Source organism: Streptomyces sp. NPDC046557, from assembly GCF_040645975.1.
Lineage (GTDB): Bacteria > Actinomycetota > Actinomycetes > Streptomycetales > Streptomycetaceae > Streptomyces.
In genome coordinates this window covers 212,504-226,152 of the sequence record NZ_JBEYZH010000008.1, presented here as the reverse complement: position 1 = coordinate 226,152, position 13,649 = coordinate 212,504, and the positions used below count along the sequence as shown (strand labels likewise).

The 13,649-nt window shown below is 70.0% G+C and carries 9 protein-coding genes and 1 pseudogene; 3 read left to right on the top strand and 7 right to left on the bottom strand.

All coding sequences use genetic code 11. The features are described 5' to 3' along the window. Positions 1–239 precede the first annotated feature (239 nt). On the top strand, positions 240–1,832 hold the full coding sequence (locus ABZ934_RS18040; protein WP_361313821.1) for a Na+/H+ antiporter: 1,593 nt from the start codon (positions 240–242) through the stop codon (positions 1,830–1,832). On the opposite strand, the gene ABZ934_RS18035 is transcribed toward ABZ934_RS18040, so the two are convergent. Next, on the bottom strand, positions 1,829–2,881 hold the full coding sequence (locus ABZ934_RS18035; RefSeq protein WP_361313867.1) for a mechanosensitive ion channel domain-containing protein: 1,053 nt from the start codon (positions 2,879–2,881) through the stop codon (positions 1,829–1,831). The genes ABZ934_RS18040 and ABZ934_RS18035 overlap by 4 nt on opposite strands. Positions 2,882–2,936: 55 nt before the next feature. Between ABZ934_RS18035 and ABZ934_RS18030 the strand changes: the two genes are divergently transcribed. Further along, positions 2,937–3,506, top strand: coding sequence for a dienelactone hydrolase family protein (locus ABZ934_RS18030; protein ID WP_361313819.1), 570 nt, complete (start codon positions 2,937–2,939; stop codon positions 3,504–3,506). A gap of 117 nt (positions 3,507–3,623) precedes the next feature. On the opposite strand, the gene ABZ934_RS18025 is transcribed toward ABZ934_RS18030, so the two are convergent. From ABZ934_RS18025 to ABZ934_RS18005, 5 genes and pseudogenes are all read right to left on the bottom strand, one after another. Next, positions 3,624–4,571: a zinc metalloprotease gene (locus tag ABZ934_RS18025; protein ID WP_361313864.1), complete on the bottom strand. Its 948-nt coding sequence runs from the start codon at positions 4,569–4,571 to the stop codon at positions 3,624–3,626. Positions 4,572–4,794: 223 nt separating this feature from the next. Continuing rightward, positions 4,795–6,355, bottom strand: a pseudogene (locus ABZ934_RS18020) (alkaline phosphatase D family protein). A 119-nt stretch (positions 6,356–6,474) separates the two neighbouring features. Next, a complete protein-coding gene (locus ABZ934_RS18015; protein WP_361313816.1) occupies positions 6,475–7,269 on the bottom strand; it encodes a DsbA family protein in 795 nt (264 codons plus the stop codon). Between the two features lie 56 nt (positions 7,270–7,325). After that, positions 7,326–8,018, bottom strand: a complete 693-nt coding sequence (locus ABZ934_RS18010; protein ID WP_361313813.1) for a hypothetical protein — start codon at positions 8,016–8,018, stop codon at positions 7,326–7,328. A 163-nt stretch (positions 8,019–8,181) separates the two neighbouring features. Then, positions 8,182–9,507 carry a DUF2252 domain-containing protein gene (locus tag ABZ934_RS18005; RefSeq protein WP_361313810.1) on the bottom strand — a complete coding sequence of 442 codons (1,326 nt, stop codon included), beginning with the start codon at positions 9,505–9,507 and terminating at the stop codon, positions 8,182–8,184. Positions 9,508–9,666: 159 nt separating this feature from the next. Here ABZ934_RS18005 and dnaE point away from each other — a divergent pair, with 159 nt between their 5' ends. Next, positions 9,667–13,209 carry a DNA polymerase III subunit alpha gene (dnaE, locus tag ABZ934_RS18000; RefSeq protein WP_361313808.1) on the top strand — a complete coding sequence of 1,181 codons (3,543 nt, stop codon included), beginning with the start codon at positions 9,667–9,669 and terminating at the stop codon, positions 13,207–13,209. Positions 13,210–13,300: 91 nt separating this feature from the next. Here dnaE and ABZ934_RS17995 read toward each other — a convergent pair whose 3' ends face one another. Continuing rightward, positions 13,301–13,462, bottom strand: coding sequence for a hypothetical protein (locus tag ABZ934_RS17995; RefSeq protein WP_361313805.1), 162 nt, complete (start codon positions 13,460–13,462; stop codon positions 13,301–13,303). Positions 13,463–13,649: the final 187 nt, after the last annotated feature.

Genomic DNA, 13,649 nt, shown 5'->3' with positions numbered 1-13,649 from the left:
CTGCCCGCCATCCGGGTGGGCCCCCGGTGCCCGGCGGAGCCGGGTTTCCTGGGGCTCGGCCCCAGACCCCGCGCCTCAAACGCCGGCGAGGCTGGAATGGCAGGCGGGGCTGAAATGCCCCCCGGCGGCGCTGAATGGGTGCGGCCTGGGGCGCCGGGGGTGGGCGCGCCAGGCCGACACGGGCGCGGCGGGAGCCCCGCCCTCGCAGGTGAGCGGCAGCGTAATGGCAGGGTGGGGGAGTGGATCAGCTCGCTCTGTTTTTCGTACTGCTGCTCGGCGCCGTGGTGACCGTGCCGCTCGGGGACCGGCTGAGGCTGCCCGCCCCCGTGCTGATGACCATCGGCGGGGTGGTGCTCGCGCTCGTGCCCGTCGTGCCGAACGTCGACTTCCCGCCCGAGTACATCCTGCCGCTGGTGTTGCCGCCGCTGCTCTACGCCTCCGCGCAGCGCACCTCCTGGCGCCAGTTCGCCGCCAACGTCCGGCCGATCCTGCTGCTGGCCGTGGCCCTCGTCTTCGTGACCACCGCGGCCGTCGCCGCCGTGGCGAACGCCGTGGTGCCGGGGCTGCCGCTCGCGGCGGCGGTGGCGCTCGGTGCGCTCGTGGCGCCACCCGACCCGGTCGCGGCCACCGCCGTCGCCGGGCAGTTGGGACTGCCGCGCCGGCTGGTGTCGATCCTGGAAGGCGAGGGACTGTTCAACGACGTCACCGCGATCGTGCTCTACCACGTGGCCGTCGGCGCCGCCGTCAGCGGCAGCTTCTCCTGGCCGGACGCCCTCGGGGAGTTCGTGCTGTCCGCCGTGGTCGCCCTGGCGGTGGGGCTGGCCCTCGGTTGGCTCACGCACCGGCTCATGGGGCGGCTCGGCGACGCCACGCTGCAGATCGGGCTGACGCTGCTGGTGCCGTTCGTCGCGTACGTGGTGGCGGAGGAACTCCGGGGCTCGGGCGTGCTGGCCGTGCTGACCACGGCCCTGTTCCTCGCCGAGTACGCGACCGACGCCGACGACGTGCTGGGGCGGCTGGCCGGACACACCTTCTGGGAGATCGTCGACACCCTGGTCACCGGGGTCGCGTTCGGGCTGATCGGACTGGAGCTGCACCACGTCTTCGGTACCGCGCGCGGCCGCGAGGAGCAGATGGCGGGCTGGGCGGCGGCCGTCGTGGCGGTGGTCGTCGGCGTACGACTGCTGTGGCTGCTGCCGGCGGGCTGGCTGGCGAAGCGGCTGCACAAGCGGCGCGACTACGCCGAGGAGATCCCGGTGAGCTGGCGGGAGAGCACGGTCATGTGGTGGGCCGGGATGCGCGGCGTGGCCTCGGTGGCGCTGGCGTTGGCGATCCCGCTGAAGACCGACGCCGGGGAGCCCTTCCCGGGCCGGGACCAGATCATCTTCATCGCCTTCGCCGTGATCATGGTGACGCTGCTCTGCCAGGGGCTGACCCTGCCCTGGCTCGTGCGCCGGCTGGGGGTCGAGGCCGACGAGGACGCGGAGCGCGAGACGGAGCGGCGGCTCGCCGTCCGTGCCGCCAAGGCCGCCAAGCGCCGGCTGCAGGAGATCGAGGGGGCCGAGGACCTCCCCGACGACCTGCTGGAGGTCCTGTACCGCCGGGCCTACGACGTGGGGGCCAGGATCAGCCCCGACATGGTGGACGAGGAACGGCGCGAGGCGTACGCGAAGCGGGTGGAGCGCATCCGCGACGTCCAACGCATCCAACGGGAGATGATGTCGGCCGCCCGGCACGAGGTGCTGGCCGCGCGCAGCGAACCCGGCGCCGATCCGGAGATCGTGGACCGGGTCCTGCGCCACTTGGACGTCCGTAGCCTGCGCAATCCTTAGGGGGCGTCGTAGGAGGGCTCGCGGACCGCCCCTGAGGTCGTCACCCGGGGGAGGGCGTACGGGTGGTGGGCCACCAGCCAGGCGATGAGGCGTTCGCGGACCGCGCAGCGGACGGTCCACAGGTCGTCGGCGTCCTTCGCCGTGACCATCGCCCGCACCTCGACGGTGCTCGGTGTGGTGTCGGTCACCACCAGGCCGCTCGCCCGGCCGTCCCACTCCGGGGTGTCCTTGAGGACGTATACGAGCTGCTCGCGCATCAGGTCGATCGGAGCCGAGTGGTCCAGGTGCAGGAAGACCGTGCCCGTCATCTGGGGGCCGCCGCGGGACCAGTTCTCGTACGGCTTGCCGGTGAAGTAGGAGACCGGCATCGTGATGCGGCGTTCGTCCCAGGTGCGGACGGTCAGGAAGGTGAGGGTGATCTCCTCGACCGTGCCCCACTCCTTGTCCACCACCACGGTGTCCCCGATCCGGACGGTGTCGCCGAAGGCGATCTGCAGGCCGGCGAAGAGGTTGCCCAGCGAGGACTGCGCGGCGATGCCTGCCACGATGCCCAGCACCCCGGCCGAGGCCAGCATCGACGTGCCGACCGTACGCATCGCCGGGAACGTCAGCAGCATGGCCGCGACGGCGACCACGGAGACCACCGCCGTCACCACCCGCTGGATCAGCGTCACCTGGGTGCGGACCCGGCGGACCCGGGCGGCGTCGCGGGAACCGGAGGCGTAGCGCGCGTAGCCGGAGTCGACTATCGCCGTGGCGATGCGGACCAGGAGCCAGGCGGTGGAGGCGATGAGGATCAGCGTCAGGGTGCGGCCGACGCCGTCCGCGTGCCGCGGCAGGATGCGCGACGAGCGGTAGGAGCCTCTGAGCAGCGCGGTGCACAGGACGATCTGGAACGGGACCCGGCAGCGGCGCAGCAGGTCCCACAGGGGTGTTTCGTGGTGTCGGGCATCGGCCCGGCGCAGCAGCACGTCGAGCACCCACCCGGCGAGCAGGGTGATGACCGACGAGCCGCCGATGACGGCGACGGGGCGAAGGACGTTCTCCATCTCCATGCTGGCAACCTAACCCGATCCCCGTTTCGGAAACTGGCACGATGGGGGAATGAACATCCTGCTCTTCCATTCGACGTACGGGCTGCGGCCCGCGGTGCACGCGGCGGCCGACCGGCTGCGCGCGGCGGGACACACGGTCCGGGTCCCCGACCTCTTCGAGGGCCGTACGTTCGCGACGGTCGAGGAGGGCATGGCCCACCGGGACGGGATCGGCCGCGACGAGCTGCTCAAGCGGGCCGTCCTGGCCGCCGCGCCCTACTCCGACCAAGGACTGGTCTACGCCGGCTTCTCCTTCGGCGCCTCCGTGGCCCAGCACCTGGCGCTGCACGACGAGAAGGCGCGGGGACTGCTGCTTCTGCACGGCACCTCGGACCTGGAGGACAGCGCCTCGGTCGACGGGTTGCCGGTGCAGTTGCACGTGGCCGATCCGGACCCGTTCGAACCGCACGACTGGTTGACGGCCTGGTACCTGCGGATGCGGCGGGCAGGGGCGGACGTGGAGGTCCACGGCTACCAGGACGCCGGGCACCTGTTCACCGACCCGGAGCTCGACGACTACGACGCGGAGGCCGCCGAGCAGACGTGGAAGGTCGCGCTGGCGTTCCTCGACACCCTTTAGGCGCGCGGCACGCGGGCAGGGGCCCGGTCCGGCTTCCGCCGGGCCGGGCCCCTGTTCACGTGGTCGCCGTCCGCCGCCGCCGCGACGGGCGCCGATCAGCCACGGGAGGTGCGCTGATCAGGCGCGGTAGGCGGTCCACATGCTCTGCATGCGCGACACCTGGCCGGCCGTGAACTGGTACATGCAGGAGTCGTACGTGTAGTCCATGAAGTTGTGGATCGGGTCGACACCGGTCTTGTTGGTGCAGCTGTCGCGACCCGTCGGGCACTCGAACGCGGCGCTCTGCTCGGCCGGGGTGTCGGCGACGGAGTCGCCGCTGCCCGAGCAGCCGCCCTGGAAGGTGTGGTAGAGGCCCATCCAGTGGCCGACCTCGTGGGTCGCAGTGTCACCCTCGTTGTAGTTGGTCGAGGACCCGCCCGGGAGCGAGCTGTTGAGGATGACAACGCCGTCCATCTTCGGCTGCGAGGCGTAGGAGCTGGGGAAGGTCGCCCAGCCGAGCAGTCCGTTGCCGAGGTTGGCGGTGTAGAGGTTGAGCGCGTTCTTGCCGCCCTTGCGCAGGGCGTTCTTCATGTCCTTCTCGGCCTGGGTGCCGTCGGAGACGTTGTACCAGGCGGCGTTGTCCGTGTAGTCCGTGCCGGCCAGGCTGAACTGGTAGCCGGAGTCCACGTTGCCGGTGCCCTTGCCGCTGTAGGCGGAGTTCAGCACCGAGATCTGGTTGTTGATGTCGGTGGCCGTCAGCTTGCCGGCGGTGCCGGAGGTGATGACGTGCACGTACACCGGGATGGTGGTCGCGGCGGTGGCGCCCGTGCGCAGGCCGTTCAGCTGCTGGGGGCCGAGCTGGGACAGCTTCTTCTTGAGGTCGGCGTCCATGGCCTTGACCTGGGCGTCCGAGACCTCGTTCGGGTCGGCCGCCTGGTGGTTCTTGGGGCGGGCGACACGGGCGTTGGCCGGGGCGGCGGCGGACTGGCCGGGCGTACAGGTCTCGCCGGACTTGGCGACGGCGACGGTCGTGGGGGCCGTCAGCGGGGCGAAGGCCAGGGTGCCGGCCAGGACGGCCGTACCCATGAGGCGGCGGCGGAGCATGGGGGATATGCGGGCGTTGGCGCGCACGTTGACTCCTCGCGAAGCGTGGTGGGGGGTGAGGGACGTCCTCACGCTGACGCGCAGCTTACGTGTGCATGTCATTAGAATGGCAAGATCTCGTAGGTTAAAGATTTGTTGCCGATGACGCCGAAAAGGCGCCTGGTATGAACCAAGCGCCTCCTTCGACCGCAAATTTGACGCTACGTCAGCGAACCGGGCGGTCGGCCCGTTCCACCATCTGCGTGCCGCTCAGGGTGCGGTACGACCGCTCCCACGCCGATGTGGCGTCCTGGCGCCGCTTGTCGGAAACGATGTAGTAGTCCATCTGCGAGCGCTCGGCCGTCACGTCCAGGACGCCGTACCCGTGGGCGTCCATGTCCAGCCACTTGACGTGCCAGTTCGCGGCCTTGATGGCCGATTCGGCGACCAGTGAGGCGGTGTCGGCCGGCACGTGCAGCAGGTCGTCGATGTTGTCGGAAGTCACCGAGGTCACCACGAACTCGGTCGCCGCCGAACCCGAGGCCGGATACGTCGCCTTGTTCACCGGGACGTCGTTCGCCCACGCCATGTGGATGTCCCCGGTCAGGAACACCGTGTTCTCGATGCCCTGGTCCTTCAAGTGGGACAGGAGTTCCCTGCGATCGTCGGTGTAGCCGTCCCACTGATCCACATTGACCGCTATGCCGCCCTCGGGCAGTCCGAGCAGCTTGGTGAGTGGCTGCAGCAGGTGCGCGGGCAGCGAGCCGAAGGCCACCGGTGAGATCATCACGGAGGTGCCGACGAGCTGCCAGGTGGCGCGCGAGGCCGACAGCCCCGACTTGAGCCAGTCCAACTGCGCGCGCCCGGTGATGGTGCGCTCGGGGTCGTCCACCGAACCGCTGCCGACCGCGGCCTGCCGGGAGCGGAAGGTGCGCAGGTCCAGCAGGTGCAGGTCGGCGAGGGTGCCGAACCGCAGCCGCCGGTAGACGGTTCCGGCGATGGAGGGGCGTACGGGCATCCACTCGAAGTACGCCTGCCTAGATCGCGATGATCACGTGCGCGGCGTGCAGCGCCTGAAGGTCGGTGTCCGTCTTGTACGTTCCGTGCCGGGTGCGGTAGTCGGCGAGGTCGAGGATCTCGTGTTTCGGCTCGTGCGGGCGTACGACGTACTTGGCCTCCGGGTAGCCCCCGCTCTCGTACTCGTAGATGTAGTCGCCGAGGTGCAGGACCGCGTCCAGGTCGGCCCGGGCGGCCAGGTGGCGGTAGGCGGAGAAGTAGCCTGCCTCCCAGTTGGCGCAGGAGACCACGCCGAAGCGCACGCCCGCCGTGCTCTTGTCGGCGGCCGGGGCGGTCAGGGTGCGGCCCACCGGGGAGACGGTGGCGCCGGCGGTGAACCGGTACCAGTACGCGGTCTTGGGCCGCAGGCCGCGCACGTCCGCCTTGACGGTGTGGTCGGCGGCGGCCGTCGCGGTGACGGACCCGCTCGCGACGACGCGGGAGAAGGACTTGTCCTCCGCGACCTCCCAGCCGACCCGGGTGTCCGGGCCGAGCCCCGAACCGGGCACCGAGTCGGCGGTCGGGGTGACACGGGTCCACAGCAGGATCCCGTCGGGCAGCGGGTCGCCGGAGGCGACGCCGTGCAGGAAGGCGGGGGCGGTTTCCGCCGCGTGGGCGGCGCCGGCGCCCAGGGTCGCGATCGGCGCCAGCGCGGCCGTGGCGGCGGCGGCCAGGACGACCGTACGGCGGCGCGGATGTGCCGAGGCGGCAGGCGGGAGATGACTGGTCACGGCCGATCATATTACTGACGGGTATGGCCTCGGGATACCCTCGGTAAGGCAACGGGCGGGCGAACTCCAGGAGTTCACCCGCCCGTTGCCCTGCGCGACGTGGCGCGGACCTACGCGGATCAGCCCGCCAGCGCCTTGTCGATCGCCGCCGTGTACGCCTCGGGCGTCGCCGGGGTGTCGATCTTCTTGCCGTCCATCTTGAGGGTCGGGGTGGCCGTCACGCCGGACTTGTTGAACGCCTTGGCCATGTCCATCGCCCACCGGTCGTAGGTGCCGTCCTCGACGGCCTTCTTGAACGCGGCGTTGCCCTTGAGAGCCGGAACCGTGTCCGCGACCTTGATCAGGTAGTCGTCCTTGGCGAAGCTGTCGACGGTCTCGTCGGGGTGCAGCTCCTTCGAGTACAGCGCGGCCTTGTAGTCGAGGAACGCCTCCGGGCTGACGTCCAGCGCCGCGCCCAGCGCGCTCAGCGCGTTCTTCGAGCCCTCGCCCTTGGCGCCGTTGTCGATGAAGGTGGCGCCGAAGTAGTGGAGCTTGTACTTGCCCGCGTCGACGTCCTTGCGCACCTGCGCGCCGACCGACTGCTCGAAGGCCGCGCACGCCGGGCAACGCGGGTCCTCGTAGAGCTCCAGGGTCTTCTTCGCGTCCGCCTTCCCGACGACGACCGTCAGGCCGTCGTCGCCGGTGGTGTTCTTCGGCTTGACCAGCTCCGCCGTGGCGGCCTTCTCCCAGTGGGAGGGCTTGGTGTTCTGCACGACCAGGTAGCCGACGCCGCCCGCGACGGCGAGGACGCCGACGACGCCGACGGCCACCAGCGCCTGGCGGCGCGCCCTGGCCTTCTTGGCCTGCTTCTCGCGTTCGATGCGCAGCCGCTCGCGGGCCGCCGCCTTGCTCGCCTGGCTGTTGCGTGCACTCATGTCGATCTCCGTGGGGTCTTCCGTGATGCGAAAGGGTCGGGGGTCTGCCGTACCGTTCAGGCGCTCGCGAGCGCCCCACGCCGTACGGGAGGTCCCCTCCGTCCCACGGAATGCGCGGGGAACCGGGTACGGGCGCCCGCGCCCTCGGGCGCCGGCCGCACCGCCCGCCGCGCCGGCCCCGCGGTCGCCACCACCGCGGCCACCGCCAGCAGCAGCGGCCGGAAGGCGAGGACGCCCACGGCCCGCAGCAACCGGCCCAGCGCGCGCTCCCCGTACCGCAGCCACGCGGCGGCCAGCAGGCCCGCCGACACGTGGGCGCCCAGCAGCAGCCAGGGCGTCCACGGTCCGGGCGTCGCGAGGAGCGCGGCCGGGTCGGGGGCCGGCCCCGCCACGCCGGTCAGCGGCCCGCCCACCGGGGCTCCGCCGCAGAGCCCGTCCAAGCCCAGCGCGTGCAACGGCCCGGCCACCGGACCGCCCGCCGGGCCGTAACAGAAGTGCTGACCGGCGGTGAAGGCGGTGTCGGCGGCCAGCTCCAGCGGCACCAGCAGCCCGGCGATCGCCCCGAAGCCCCGCTCCCGGCCGGCCACCGCGAAGGCGAGCGCGAACACGGCGGCGAAAGCCCCGCCCACCAGCGCGGGCGGCAGCGACACCCGGGAGAGCAGGACGTGGGAGCCGGTCGAGAGCAGCACGACGAGCGCGCTGAACAGCGCGGCCCGCAGCCCTCGAAGCCCTGCACCGGATATGTCCATCCCGGCGAGTCTGCCACGACTGCCTGTGAATCAGGGCCCGGGGGCCGCGCGGCCCCCGGACTCCGGCGTGAACGGGCCCGACCCCGGCGCGAACGGGCACGACCCCGGCGTGACCAGGACCGCCGCGGAGCGGGGGGGACCGGATCACGGCGCGGGCAGCCGGCTACGGCGTGAGACGGCCGTTGCGGAACAGGTCGACGAAGATCTGGTGGTCGGCGCGCGCCCGGGCCCCGTAGGCGTGGGCGAAGTCGACGAGCAGCTCGCCGAAACCCTCCTCGTCGGCGGCGATGGCCGCGTCGATGGCCCGCTCGGTGGAGAAGGGCACGAGGGAGTGGCCGCTCTCCGCCTCGTCCGCCGAGGCGTGCATGGTCGCCGTCGCCCGCCCCAGGTCCGCGACCACGGCCGCGATCTCCTCCGGGTCGTCGAGGTCCGACCAGTCCAGGTCCACCGCGTACGGGGAGACCTCCGCCACCAGTTGCCCGGCCCCGTCCAGCTCCGTCCAGCCCAGCCACGGGTCGGCGTGCGCCTGGAGGGCCCGCTGGGAGATCACCGTGCGGTGCCCCTCGTGCAGGAAGTACTCCCGCACGGCCCGCTCGGTGATGTGCCGGGACACCGCCGGGGTCTGCGCCTGCTTGAGGTAGATCACGACGTCGTTCTCCAGGGCGTCGCTGTGCCCCTCCAGCAGGATGTTGTACGAGGGCAGTCCGGCCGAGCCGATGCCGACGCCCCGCCGCCCCACCACGTCCTTGACCCGGTACGAATCCGGCCGCACGAGGGACTCCTCCGGCAGGGTCTCCAGGTACCCGTCGAAGGCGGCCAGCACCTTGTAACGGGTGGCCGCGTCCAGCTCCAGGGTGCCGGGACCGGCCGTGAAGCGGCGCTCGTAGTCCCTGATCTCGGTCATCGACGCCAGCAGCTCGAACCGGGTCCGCGACCGGGCCGCGCGCAGGGCCCCCAGCAGCGGCCCCTCGGCGGTGTCCAGGGTGAAGGAGGGGACCTCCTCGTGCTTGGCCCCCGTCGCCAGCAGGTGGATCCGCTCCCGGTAGGCGGCCGCGTAGGTCCGCACCAGATCGCTGATCTGCCCGTCGCTGAGCGCCTTGGTGTAGCCGAGCAGGGCGACGGAGGCCGCGAACCGCTTGAGGTCCCAGGTGAAGGGGCCGACGTACGCCTCGTCGAAGTCGTTGATGTTGAAGATCAGCCGGCCGTTGGAATCCATGTACGTGCCGAAGTTCTCGGCGTGCAGATCGCCGTGGATCCACACCCGGCCCGTCCGCTCGTCCAGGTACGGGCCGCCGTGCCGGTCCCGCTCCAGATCGGCGTAGAACAGGCAGGCCGTACCGCGGTAGAAGGCGAAGGCGGAGGCCGCCATCTTCCGGAATTTCACCTGGAAGGCAGCGGGGTCGGCGGCGAGCAGCTCACCGAAAGCGGTGTCGAACACGTCGAGTATCTGCTCGGCGCGCTGCTCGTTCGTCGTCTCGGGGACCGCCATGGCGGGTTCCTCCTGGTGGCGCGTGTGCCAATCGATTTTCGGACAGGTGCTCCTGGCCGGTGCAACGCCTGACCGTACCGGTGAGTGCCCCGGATGTGTCACCGGCCCGACGTAGGATTCGAAGTCGCCCCCCACTCCCGTCGCCGGAGGACCCCCACCGTGACCAAGCCGCCGTTCACGCACCTGCACGTCCACACCCAGTACTCGCTGCTGGACGGTGCCGCGCGGCTCAAGGACATGTTCAACGCGTGCAACGAGATGGGCATGACGCACATCGCGATGTCCGACCACGGGAACCTGCACGGCGCCTACGACTTCTTCCACTCCGCGCAGAAGGCCGGCGTCACGCCGATCATCGGCATCGAGGCGTACGTCGCCCCCGAGTCCCGGCGCAACAAGCGCCGCATCCAGTGGGGCCAGCCCCACCAGAAGCGTGACGACGTGTCCGGTTCCGGTGGTTACACCCACAAGACGATCTGGGCGGCGAACGCCACCGGCCTGCACAACCTCTTCCGGCTGTCCTCCGACGCGTACGCCGAGGGCTGGCTCACGAAGTGGCCGCGCATGGACAAGGAGACCATCTCCAAGTGGTCCGAGGGGCTCATCGCCTCCACCGGCTGCCCCTCCGGCGAACTCCAGACCCGACTGCGCCTCGGCCAGTTCGACGAGGCCCTCAAGGCCGCCTCCGAGTACCAGGACATCTTCGGCAAGGAGCGGTACTTCCTGGAGCTGATGGACCACGGCATCGAGATCGAGCGCCGGGTCCGCGACGGGCTGCTGGAGATCGGCAAGAAGCTCGGCGTCCCGCCGCTGGTCACGAACGACTCCCACTACACCTACGCGCACGAGGCCACGGCCCACGACGCCCTGCTGTGCATCCAGACCGGCAAGAACCTCTCCGACCCGGACCGCTTCCGCTTCGACGGCACCGGCTACTACCTGAAGTCCACGGAGGAGATGTACGCCATCGACTCCTCGGACGCCTGGCAGGAGGGCTGCGCCAACACCCGGCTGGTCGCCGAGCAGATCGACACCGAGGGCATGTTCCAGTTCCGGAACCTGATGCCGAAGTTCGACATCCCCGAGGGCCACACCGAGGTCAGCTGGTTCCGCGAGGAAACCATGCGCGGCATGCACCGCCGCTACCCGGGAGGCATCCCGGAGGACCGGATGAAGCAGGCCGAGTACGAGATGGACACGATCATCTCGATGGGCTTCCCGGGCTACTTCCTCGTCGTCGCCGACTTCATCATGTGGGCCAAGAACCAGGGCATCGCGGTCGGCCCGGGCCGAGGCTCCGCGGCCGGTTCGATCGTCGCGTACGCCATGGGCATCACCGACCTCGACCCGCTCACCCACGGCCTGATCTTCGAGCGCTTCCTGAACCCCGAGCGCGTCTCCATGCCCGATGTCGACATCGACTTCGACGAGCGCAGGCGCGTCGAGGTGATCCGGTACGTGACGGAGAAGTACGGCCAGGACAAGGTCGCCATGATCGGCACCTACGGCACCATCAAGGCCAAGAACGCGATCAAGGACTCGGCGCGCGTCCTCGGCTACCCGTACGCGATGGGCGACCGGCTCACCAAGGCCATGCCCGCCGACGTCCTCGGCAAGGGCATCCCGCTCTCCGGCATCCTCGACCCGAAGCACCCGCGCTACAGCGAGGCCGGCGAGATCCGCGGGATGTACGAGAACGAACCGGACGTGAAGAAGGTCATCGACACCGCGATGGGCGTCGAGGGCCTCGTCCGCCAGATGGGCGTGCACGCCGCCGGCGTGATCATGTCCAGCGAGACGATCACCGACCACGTACCCGTCTGGGTACGGCACACGGACCAGGTGACGATCACCCAGTGGGACTACCCGAGCTGTGAGTCGCTCGGCCTGCTCAAGATGGACTTCCTGGGCCTGCGCAACCTCACGATCATGGACGACGCCGTCAAGATGGTGAAGGCCAACAAGGGGATCGACATCGATCTCCTGGCCCTCCCGCTCGACGACCCGAAGACCTTCGAGTTGCTCGGCCGCGGCGACACCCTCGGCGTCTTCCAGTTCGACGGCGGCCCCATGCGCTCGCTGCTGCGCCTGATGAAGCCCGACAACTTCGAAGACATCTCCGCCGTGTCCGCCCTGTACCGGCCGGGCCCGATGGGCATGAACTCGCACACCAACTACGCCCTGCGCAAGAACAAGCAGCAGGAGATCACCCCGATCCACCCCGAGCTGGAAGAGCCGCTCGAAGAGGTGCTCGCGGTCACCTACGGCCTGATCGTCTACCAGGAGCAGGTCCAGAAGGCCGCCCAGATCATCGCCGGGTACTCGCTCGGCGAGGCCGACATCCTGCGCCGCGTGATGGGCAAGAAGAAGCCCGAGGAACTGGCGAAGAACTTCACCATCTTCCAGGCCGGTGCCCGCAAGAACGGCTACAGCGACCAGGCGATCCAGGCCCTGTGGGACGTGCTGGTCCCCTTCGCCGGCTACGCCTTCAACAAGGCGCACTCCGCCGCCTACGGCCTGGTCTCCTACTGGACCGCCTACCTCAAGGCGAACTTCCCGGCCGAGTACATGGCCGGCCTGCTCACCTCGGTCAAGGACGACAAGGACAAGTCCGCGATCTACCTGAACGAGTGCCGCCGCATGGGCATCAAGGTGCTCCCGCCGAACGTCAACGAGTCCGAGCCGAACTTCGCCGCGCAGGGCGACGACGTGATCCTCTTCGGCCTCACCGCCGTCCGCAACGTCGGCCAGAACGTCGTGGACTCGATCATCAAGACCAGGAAGGCCAAGGGGAAGTTCTCCTCCTTCCCCGACTTCCTGGACAAGGTCGAGGCCGTCGTCTGCAACAAGCGGACCGTCGAGTCGCTGATCAAGGCCGGCGCCTTCGACGAGATGGGCCACACCCGCAAGGGCCTGGTCGCCCACCACGAATCGATGATCGACAACGTGGTCGCGGTCAAGCGCAAGGAGGCCGAGGGCCAGTTCGACCTCTTCGGCGGAATGGGCGACGAGAACGCCGGCGACGAGCCCGGCTTCGGCCTCGACGTCGAGTTCTCCGACGTCGAGTGGGAGAAGTCCTACCTGCTCGCCCAAGAGCGCGAGATGCTCGGCCTCTACGTCTCCGACCACCCCCTCTTCGGCCTGGAGCACGTGCTGTCCGACAAGACGGACGCCGGTATCTCCCAGCTCACGGGCGGCGAGCACTCCGACGGCGCCGTGGTCACCATCGGCGGCATCATCTCCGGCCTGCAGCGCAAGATGACCAAGCAGGGCAACGCCTGGGCCATCGCCACCGTCGAGGACCTGGCCGGCTCGATCGAGTGCATGTTCTTCCCGGCGACCTACCAGCTCGTCTCCACCCAGCTCGTCGAGGACACGGTCGTCTTCGTCAAGGGCCGCCTCGACAAGCGCGAGGACGTGCCCCGCCTGGTCGCGATGGAGATGATGGTCCCCGACCTGTCCTCCGCCGGGACCAACGCCCCCGTCGTCCTGACCATCCCCACCGTCAAGGTCACCCCGCCGATGGTGACCCGTCTGGGGGAGATCCTGCGCCACCACCGGGGCAACACCGAGGTACGGATCAAGCTCCAGGGGCCGCGCACCACCACCGTCCTGCGCCTCGACAAGCACCGGGTCCAGCCCGACCCGGCGCTCTTCGGCGACCTCAAGGTGCTCCTCGGACCGTCCTGCCTGGCCGGCTAGCCTCCCGCCTGGCCGGCCGGGTCCGCCGCCCCACACGCCCGAGGGCGCGCCCGGAACACCGGGCGCGCCCTTCCCGCAGGTGCGGGTGTCGTCAGTTGTGGCCGAACTTCTTCTCCTTGCGCTTGCCCGCCATGTGCATCGGGCTCGGCGCCGACGACGGCTCGGGGGACGTCTGAACCGAGCTCTTCGCCGGATCCTGGGACTGCGCGCGGTCCGAGGTCTTGGCGGGCTGGCGGTTCTTGTTCTTGGCCATGGGAAGCCTCCGTGAGGGGTGTAGGGGCCAGGGCCGACTTCACCCTCACACAGCACCAGAAACCGCGCATTTTGGATCATCGCCGCGCGTAGTCGTCGACCCACGCCGCTTCCGGCGTGAGATACGCCACGCCGATGATCGAGTTCCGACCTTCAACACCCTTGCGGTCGGGCAGACTCGGGGAAAA

Excerpts from the sequence above, each read along its gene's own strand:
- ABZ934_RS18030 (WP_361313819.1), top strand. The coding sequence starts at position 2,937 with ATGAACATCCTGCTCTTCCATTCGACGTACGGGCTGCGGCCCGCGGTG.
- ABZ934_RS18015 (WP_361313816.1), bottom strand. The coding sequence starts at position 7,269 with ATGAGTGCACGCAACAGCCAGGCGAGCAAGGCGGCGGCCCGCGAGCGG.
- ABZ934_RS17995 (WP_361313805.1), bottom strand. The coding sequence starts at position 13,462 with ATGGCCAAGAACAAGAACCGCCAGCCCGCCAAGACCTCGGACCGCGCG.
- ABZ934_RS18035 (WP_361313867.1), bottom strand. The coding sequence starts at position 2,881 with ATGGAGAACGTCCTTCGCCCCGTCGCCGTCATCGGCGGCTCGTCGGTC.
- ABZ934_RS18010 (WP_361313813.1), bottom strand. The coding sequence starts at position 8,018 with ATGGACATATCCGGTGCAGGGCTTCGAGGGCTGCGGGCCGCGCTGTTC.
- ABZ934_RS18025 (WP_361313864.1), bottom strand. The coding sequence starts at position 4,571 with ATGGGTACGGCCGTCCTGGCCGGCACCCTGGCCTTCGCCCCGCTGACG.
- ABZ934_RS18005 (WP_361313810.1), bottom strand. The coding sequence starts at position 9,507 with ATGGCGGTCCCCGAGACGACGAACGAGCAGCGCGCCGAGCAGATACTC.